The 7,166-nt window shown below is 42.7% G+C and carries 10 protein-coding genes; 9 read left to right on the top strand and 1 reads right to left on the bottom strand.

Annotated features, from left to right (window positions below):
- Positions 1-131 precede the first annotated feature (131 nt).
- The 9 genes from P3L56_RS22655 (at position 132) to P3L56_RS20940 (ending at position 6,357) form a co-directional block, all read left to right on the top strand.
- The gene (locus tag P3L56_RS22655; RefSeq protein ID WP_367575689.1) at positions 132-209 is read left to right on the top strand and encodes a hypothetical protein; all 78 of its coding nucleotides are present in this window, start codon (positions 132-134) and stop codon (positions 207-209) included.
- Between the two features lie 170 nt (positions 210-379).
- Complete coding sequence (gene rpmH, locus P3L56_RS20975; RefSeq protein WP_042846776.1) at positions 380-523, top strand: 50S ribosomal protein L34; 144 nt, start codon at positions 380-382, stop codon at positions 521-523.
- 21 nt (positions 524-544) lie between these two features.
- Entirely contained in the window at positions 545-904 is a 360-nt protein-coding gene (gene rnpA, locus P3L56_RS20970; protein ID WP_072035181.1) for a ribonuclease P protein component, read from the top strand.
- On the top strand, positions 868-1,128 hold the full coding sequence (gene yidD, locus P3L56_RS20965) for a membrane protein insertion efficiency factor YidD (protein ID WP_042846775.1): 261 nt from the start codon (positions 868-870) through the stop codon (positions 1,126-1,128). Before rnpA ends, yidD begins: the two co-directional genes overlap by 37 nt.
- A 2-nt stretch (positions 1,129-1,130) precedes the next feature.
- Positions 1,131-2,780, top strand: coding sequence for a membrane protein insertase YidC (gene yidC, locus P3L56_RS20960; RefSeq protein WP_042846774.1), 1,650 nt, complete (start codon positions 1,131-1,133; stop codon positions 2,778-2,780).
- Between the two features lie 127 nt (positions 2,781-2,907).
- Complete coding sequence (mnmE, locus tag P3L56_RS20955) at positions 2,908-4,272, top strand: tRNA uridine-5-carboxymethylaminomethyl(34) synthesis GTPase MnmE (protein WP_042846829.1); 1,365 nt, start codon at positions 2,908-2,910, stop codon at positions 4,270-4,272.
- A 130-nt stretch (positions 4,273-4,402) separates the two neighbouring features.
- Positions 4,403-5,167 (top strand): hypothetical protein, encoded by a 765-nt coding sequence (locus tag P3L56_RS20950; RefSeq protein WP_042846773.1) that lies wholly within the window; start codon positions 4,403-4,405, stop codon positions 5,165-5,167.
- 155 nt (positions 5,168-5,322) lie between these two features.
- A complete protein-coding gene (locus tag P3L56_RS20945) occupies positions 5,323-5,580 on the top strand; it encodes a helix-turn-helix domain-containing protein (protein ID WP_181468903.1) in 258 nt (85 codons plus the stop codon).
- 39 nt (positions 5,581-5,619) lie between these two features.
- Positions 5,620-6,357, top strand: coding sequence for a HipA domain-containing protein (locus P3L56_RS20940; RefSeq protein WP_272686183.1), 738 nt, complete (start codon positions 5,620-5,622; stop codon positions 6,355-6,357).
- On the opposite strand, the gene fdhD is transcribed toward P3L56_RS20940, so the two are convergent.
- Positions 6,329-7,159 carry a formate dehydrogenase accessory sulfurtransferase FdhD gene (fdhD, locus tag P3L56_RS20935; RefSeq protein ID WP_042846771.1) on the bottom strand — a complete coding sequence of 277 codons (831 nt, stop codon included), beginning with the start codon at positions 7,157-7,159 and terminating at the stop codon, positions 6,329-6,331. The two genes, P3L56_RS20940 and fdhD, sit on opposite strands and share 29 nt — an antisense overlap.
- Positions 7,160-7,166 lie beyond the last annotated feature (7 nt).

Genomic DNA, 7,166 nt, shown 5'->3' with positions numbered 1-7,166 from the left:
GGGCGGAGTCCGTATAATCTTCCTCCCTGTGTACAGTACTGATGTGATTTTTACACAAAACTGAGGTAAACTTGCTGGGTACCGCTACTCTATTTTAACGCTGACGTTAAAGAGAGAGGGGTTAAAAGCAGGTGGTCAGCCAGTATGAAAGTAAAATAATCAGTTGGCTGTCACAACATATGTCGGCAAACCTGTCAGCCAGGCTATAAATAAAAGTGGTTTGATTGCGTCATTTCATTGACGTGACCCCCTATGTTTTATTACAATCCTGCCTCTTTCTATATTGTTGCGATAGAGGCACAGGTGTAAATCAGTTTTCACTGGTTGCCAACGCGTTTACTGAATCAGTAATAAATTTTAAAGTTAGGTAGAAATCGTTATGAAACGCACTTTTCAACCGTCCGTACTGAAGCGCAACCGTTCACACGGTTTCCGTGCTCGTATGGCTACAAAAAATGGTCGTCAAGTTCTGGCTCGCCGTCGTGCGAAAGGCCGCTCTAGTCTGACCGTTTCATCTAAGTAATAAAGCTAGCCCTCTATTCCAGTGGTTACGCTCGCTTTTACCCGGGAGTTACGTTTGTTAACTCCCAGGCATTTCGATAATGTCTTTAAGCAGCCGCAGAGGGCGAGTTCCCCAGAGATAACTATCCTTGGTCGCCTAAACGAGCTGGGGCATCCCCGCATCGGTCTTACCATCGCCAAAAAAAATGTTAAACGAGCTCATGAGCGAAATCGTATCAAACGGTTAGCCCGTGAATACTTTCGTTTGCATCAACATGAGTTGCCTTCAATGGATTTTGTGGTATTGGTAAGGAAAGGAGTCGCTAATCTCGACAATCAACAGATTACGGAATCGTTGGATAAGTTATGGCGTCGTCACCGTCGCTTGGCTCAAAATTCCTGATCATGCTGATCAGAGGCTACCAACTGGTGATTAGCCCGTTGTTAGGGCCTCGTTGTCGCTTCAATCCCACATGTTCAAATTACGGAATTGAGGCATTGCGCAGGTTTGGTATGCTAAAAGGGAGTTGGTTAACGGCGAAACGCATATTAAAATGCCACCCTTTACACGCTGGTGGAGATGATCCTGTCCCACCTAGAAAAACTGATGATAATAGAGAATTATAACGATGGATTCGCAACGCAATCTTCTACTCATCGCTTTGTTGTTCGTGTCGTTCTTAGTTTGGCAGGCCTGGGAGAGCGATAAAGTTGCTCAGGAAGTTAAAACTGTTCAAACTACGCAACAAGCGGATATGCCAAGCAGTGATGCTCAAGCCGTAACTGGCAGCGGGCAAGGTAAGCTCATCACAGTCAAAACAGATGTATTGGATATTCGTATCAATACTCGTGGTGGTGATATCGATGAGGCTGACCTGTTAGCCTATCCTGCGACCCTTCATTCGGAAGACCCTTTCCGTTTACTGGAAACTAACCCAGGCTTTGTCTACCAGGCACAAAGTGGTTTGATTGGCCTTCATGGCCCAGACAACCCCGCAAATAATAATGGCGAACGTCCACTGTACTCTACAGACTCTGCAACTTTCGTTTTAGAGAACGGTCAGGATGTGTTACGTGTTCCAATGACATTTACAGATAGCAACGGTGTTGTTTATCAGAAAACGTATATTGTGAAACGTGGCCAATACACTGTTGAAGTTGAATACAGTATTCAAAACCCGACAGCTCAACCTTTAAGTCTCGCTTTCTTCGGTCAGTTGAAACAAACTATCGAGTTACCAAAAGAGCGTGATACAGGTAGCAGTAATTTTGCTTTGCATACTTACCGTGGTGCAGCTTACTCTTCAGATGAAAACAACTATAAAAAATATAGCTTTGGTGACATCGAAGATAAAAGCCTTGATTTGACCACTAAAGGTGGCTGGGTCGCGATGTTGCAACAATATTTTGCAACCGCATGGATCCCTGCAAGTTCTGAAAAGAGCACCTTCTATACCATCGACCTTGATAAAAAATCTGCCATTATTGGTTATAAGAGTGAACCAATGACCATTGCTGCAAATGGTGCAGGTACTTATTCATCAACGTTATGGGTTGGTCCAGAAATTCAATCTGAAATGGCGGCAGTTGCTCCTCATTTAGATTTGACCGTAGATTACGGTTGGTTATGGTTTATCTCTCAGCCTCTGTTCAAACTGTTGAAATTTATTCACGGTTTCGTGGGTAACTGGGGTATTGCCATCATTGTTATTACCTTTATCGTCCGTGGTATTATGTACCCACTGACTAAAGCGCAATATACCTCAATGGCGAAAATGCGTTTACTGCAACCAAAATTGGCTGCGATGCGTGAGCGTATTGGTGATGACAAACAGCGTATGAGCCAAGAAATGATGGCGATGTATAAAGCAGAAAAAGTAAACCCATTGGGTGGATGTTTACCTCTGCTGATCCAAATGCCAATATTCCTTGCACTTTATTATATGTTGATGGGTTCTGTTGAACTGCGTCACGCCCCATTTTTTGGTTGGATCCAAGACTTGTCTGCGCAAGACCCGTATTACATCCTGCCAGTATTGATGGGTGTGACGATGTTTGTTATCCAGAAAATGTCACCGACCGCTGTGACTGACCCAATGCAGCAGAAGATCATGACGTACATGCCTGTCGTGTTTACTATTTTCTTCCTGTGGTTCCCATCAGGTCTGGTTCTGTATTATATCGTGAGTAACTTAGTCACTATTATCCAGCAACAAGTGATTTACCGTGGTCTGGAAAAACGTGGTCTACACAGTCGCGATAAAAAAGAGAAAAAATAATTTCGCTTCTCAGTAAATTGAGAATGGCTTCACAAAGCGAGATTCTATAGTAGTATTAAGGCGACCAATTATGGTCGCCTTAATTATTTTCAAAAAACAGTTTTCAAGTCAAAGACAGAGAAACCTCATGCAAATCAACGATACTATCGTCGCACAGGCAACACCTCCCGGTCGTGGTGGTGTCGGTATTTTACGTATATCTGGCCCAAAAGCTGCATTAGTGGCTGAAACCGTGTTGGGTAAACTCCCTAAGCCACGTTATGCGGATTATCTCCCTTTTCGTGATGTAGAAGGTTCTGTCCTTGACCAAGGTATTGCGCTTTACTTCCCTGGGCCAAATTCCTTTACAGGGGAAGATGTCCTTGAACTACAAGGACACGGTGGTCCGGTCATTCTTGATTTATTGCTAAGAAGAATACTCACTATTGATGGTATTCGTATAGCAAATCCGGGTGAGTTTTCTGAGCGTGCATTTTTGAATGATAAGCTTGATTTAGCCCAAGCTGAGGCGATTGCCGATTTAATCGATGCGAGTTCAGAGCAAGCGGCGCGTTCTGCAATGAACTCCTTACAGGGGGCTTTTTCTTCCCATATTCACCAATTAGTGGAAGCACTCACTCACTTGCGCATCTATGTGGAAGCAGCGATTGATTTTCCCGATGAAGAAATTGATTTTCTATCTGATGGTAAAATTGAAGCCAAGCTTAATGAAGTGGTTGCCGATTTAGAACAGGTTCGCTCCCAAGCTCGCCAAGGTAGTTTGTTGCGAGAAGGGATGAAAGTGGTGATTGCTGGGCGTCCAAACGCCGGTAAATCTAGCTTACTGAATGCGTTAGCAGGGCGAGAGGCAGCGATTGTCACGGATATAGCGGGTACAACCCGTGATGTGTTGCGTGAACATATACATATTGATGGAATGCCATTACATATCATTGATACAGCAGGCCTACGGGAAGCCAGTGATGAAGTTGAGCGTATAGGTATCGAGCGTGCATGGAAGGAGATTGAACAGGCTGACCATGTGCTGTTTATGGTGGATAGCACCACGACTGATGCCACTGAGCCACAAGAGATTTGGCCCGAATTTATGGCACGCCTACCCGATGAGCTACCCGTAACTGTGATCCGTAATAAAGCAGACATGACCGGGGAGCCGGTTGAGTTTATTGATAACACTCGTTACCCATTAATCCGTTTATCTGCTCGTGAAGAAAATGGTATTGATTTATTGCGGGATCATCTAAAAGAAGCGGTTGGCTTTAATAGTAATACAGAGGGTGGTTTCTTGGCACGTAGCCGCCATTTACAAGCATTGAATGCGGCCGCAGTTCACCTAGAACAGGGCTATGACCAGTTAGTGAATGCCCGCTCCGGTGAGCTTTTGGCTGAAGAGTTGCGTCTAGCCCAATTAGAACTCAGCGAAATCACGGGGGAGTTTACTTCTGATGATTTATTAGGCCGTATTTTCTCAAGTTTTTGTATTGGGAAGTAATACGGTATCGTATTAACCTACACGGCGTTGTGTAGGTTTCCTTTCTTTTTTGTCGTCTTAATCCAATATTAAGCATTTAGTGTTTTTATTTTTCTAAAATGGTCGATTAAACCAACTAACAGATAAAAGCATGGATAAGTTATTGCAAGTTAACACTCAAAGTTACGCTCAACGCCCTGACTTAATAGAAGAGTGCGAGTTATTTCTTGATAAGTTATGGCCTCAGTTTATGAGCCAATCATCGGTATGTGATGAATATTGGAACAGGCTTGATGAAGAGCCCAATTCTTATTTTCAATTTATTGCCACTGTAAATGAGAACGAAGAGGAGCGGGTCATTGGTATTATTCGCTCTGTGCCTTTTTTATGGCCTTATGGTGATTTTAGCAAATTAGCGGAAATGGGCTGGGATGCGATTTTTAACTTCGCGATGGAAAATCAACAAGGCGGAGAGCCTTATATTTCGGCACTTTCTGTGACGGTTGACCCGCAATATCGTGGGTGTCAAATCCCTGCTTTATTGATTAATGCATTAAAACACGCAGCAAAAGAATATGCGGCAAAAGCGGTGATTGTGCCTGTTCGCCCAACATTAAAACATTGTTATCCATTACAGGATTTTGAGGCGTATTGCGGCTGGCAAAATGAGCGAGGGGAGCCTTTTGACCCGTGGATCAGAACGCATTGGCGGTTGGGTGCCACGGTACTACAGCCCGTTCATCGTTCAATGGTCATTATAGGCTCAATTGCTGATTGGCAATCATGGACAGGTATGTATTTCCCGCAATCAGGGCAATATATTGTACCTAACGCTTTGGTGCCAGTTACTGTTGATATTCAGCGCCAACAAGTTGAATATATTGAGCCTAATTTGTGGATGCTGCACTCGCTTTAAGGCTCAGTATTGTGTCTATCTTTGAATGATACTTATCGATATATTTCTACACTCTATAGCGTGTTATTTATATTTTACCTGTTATAGCGTGTAAAATGATATTTACCGGTTATAGCAGGTAAATATCATTAGTGCCAAACAAGGTAGGTGTTAAAATGAAAGTGACCAATACCCGACAACTTAGTGCTTACATGAAAGATGTCAGAGAGACGAAAAAATTATCTCAAAGTAAAGTCGCAAGTAAAGTGGGTATTCGGCAAGATACCGTCTCCAGTTTTGAACTCTCTCCTGACTCTACCAAATTAGAAACCTTCTTTAAGATTTTATCTGCCCTAAATTTAGAACTCGATATTAAACCGCGAAATGAAAGTGGCTCATCAAACTCAAACTCTGGATGGAAGGAGGAGTGGTGATGGCGATTTTGCATGTATATATGAATGGTTATTGGGTAGGTGACTTTATTCGCTCAAGTACTGGGGCTCATCAGTTTAAATGATGTGCCCCATAGTTTTATTTTAAATGTAGGTGAAATAAAGGCATTAGCGGTTGAACGTTTTGATCGTAAATATTCTTCTGATTCCTCGTGGATTATGCGTTTACCACAAGAAGATTTTTGTCAAACATTGAATATTTCACCGGCAAGAAAATATCAAAATCATGGTGGACCGGGTATTTCTGAAATTATGAATTACTTATTAGGTTCAATAAATGCAGAGAAAGATAGATATCAGTTTATGAAGAGCCAGGTTTTGTTTTGGTTACTTGCAGCGACGGATGGCCATGCTAAAAATTTTTCATTATTTATTGAACCTGAAGGCCGTTATCAGTTAACACCTTTTTACGATATTTTGTCCATGTATCCTAGTTATGGGGGGAGGGGAATTAACCCTAGAGATGCCAAATTGGCTATGGGGCTGAAGGGAACAAGGGAGATGAAATACAATATAGAGCAAATTTTTCCAAGGCATTTTTTTGCAACGGCCAAGGAGGTTGGTTTTGACCGCACTGAAATGGAAAAAATCTTAATTGAGTTTGATGAGCAAATGGAAAGTGTTATTACAAAGGTTAGGGAACAGCTTCCAACCAATTTCCCTAAGCACATTGCAGACTCAATTTTATCAGGGTTACATCATAAAGCTGCACGATTAAAAAAGGTTGGGATTAATCCTTTACCCGACTCGGATGGGTAAACACGGTGGCTTTCCCCTGACGGCAAAAACCGACTAAGGTTAAATTGGCTTTTTCCGCCACTTCGATAGCGAGTGCCGTGGCAGCAGAAACGGCAAATAAAATTTCTGCACCGCAACTGGCGGCTTTTTGTACCATTTCATAACTTGCGCGGCTAGAAACCAATACAGCACCTTGTTGCCATTGGTTACGATGCTTCATTCCGAGTAGTTTATCAAGTGCGACATGGCGACCGACATCTTCGCATCCCCCCACTAATAAACCTTCTGGTGATATCCATGCGGCGGCGTGGGTACAGCCCGTTAGGGCACCTATTTCTTGTACCTTTTTCAATTCATGTAGCGCGTTATCTAAGTAAGACAAGGAAAATGTTTGTGTAAAAGGTAGGGGAGCGATGGGTTTAAAAATTTCATCGAGTTGTTCGGTACCACAAATACCACAGCCTGTACGCCCTGCTAAATTACGGCGGCGTTCTTTTAGCTCCATAAATCGGCGGCTAGATAATTCAACCTGTACTTCAATTCCTCGGTTACAGCCTTCAACGATATCAATTCCACGTATTTCATCACCTGACTGTATTATCCCTTCTGAAAGTGCAAACCCGACGGCAAAATCCGCTAAATCTTTTGGCGTTGCCATCATAACAACATGTGATATGCCATTGAACACTAGAGCGACAGGATATTCTTCTGCAACATAATCATTAACGGGGGAGTTAAGGTTGCCTTTTTGTTGCACACTTGTGTGATTTAAGCCAATCATTTTAGTTAATTTGGAGTCATTTGTAGTATTTGTTTCATACATTAGATGA

Origin of the sequence: Providencia sp. PROV024 (genome assembly GCF_032709665.1) — a bacterium.
GTDB classification, from domain to species: domain Bacteria; phylum Pseudomonadota; class Gammaproteobacteria; order Enterobacterales; family Enterobacteriaceae; genus Providencia; species Providencia huashanensis.
This window is presented reverse-complemented; position numbering and strand designations above follow the sequence as displayed.

What these genes read in the sequence shown, in the direction of transcription:
- fdhD (WP_042846771.1), bottom strand. Translation starts at nt 7,159, where the DNA reads ATGTATGAAACAAATACTACAAATGACTCCAAATTAACTAAAATGATT.
- P3L56_RS20945 (WP_181468903.1), top strand. Translation starts at nt 5,323, where the DNA reads ATGAAAGTGACCAATACCCGACAACTTAGTGCTTACATGAAAGATGTC.
- yidC (WP_042846774.1), top strand. Translation starts at nt 1,131, where the DNA reads ATGGATTCGCAACGCAATCTTCTACTCATCGCTTTGTTGTTCGTGTCG.
- mnmE (WP_042846829.1), top strand. Translation starts at nt 2,908, where the DNA reads ATGCAAATCAACGATACTATCGTCGCACAGGCAACACCTCCCGGTCGT.
- rpmH (WP_042846776.1), top strand. Translation starts at nt 380, where the DNA reads ATGAAACGCACTTTTCAACCGTCCGTACTGAAGCGCAACCGTTCACAC.
- P3L56_RS20950 (WP_042846773.1), top strand. Translation starts at nt 4,403, where the DNA reads ATGGATAAGTTATTGCAAGTTAACACTCAAAGTTACGCTCAACGCCCT.
- yidD (WP_042846775.1), top strand. Translation starts at nt 868, where the DNA reads ATGGCGTCGTCACCGTCGCTTGGCTCAAAATTCCTGATCATGCTGATC.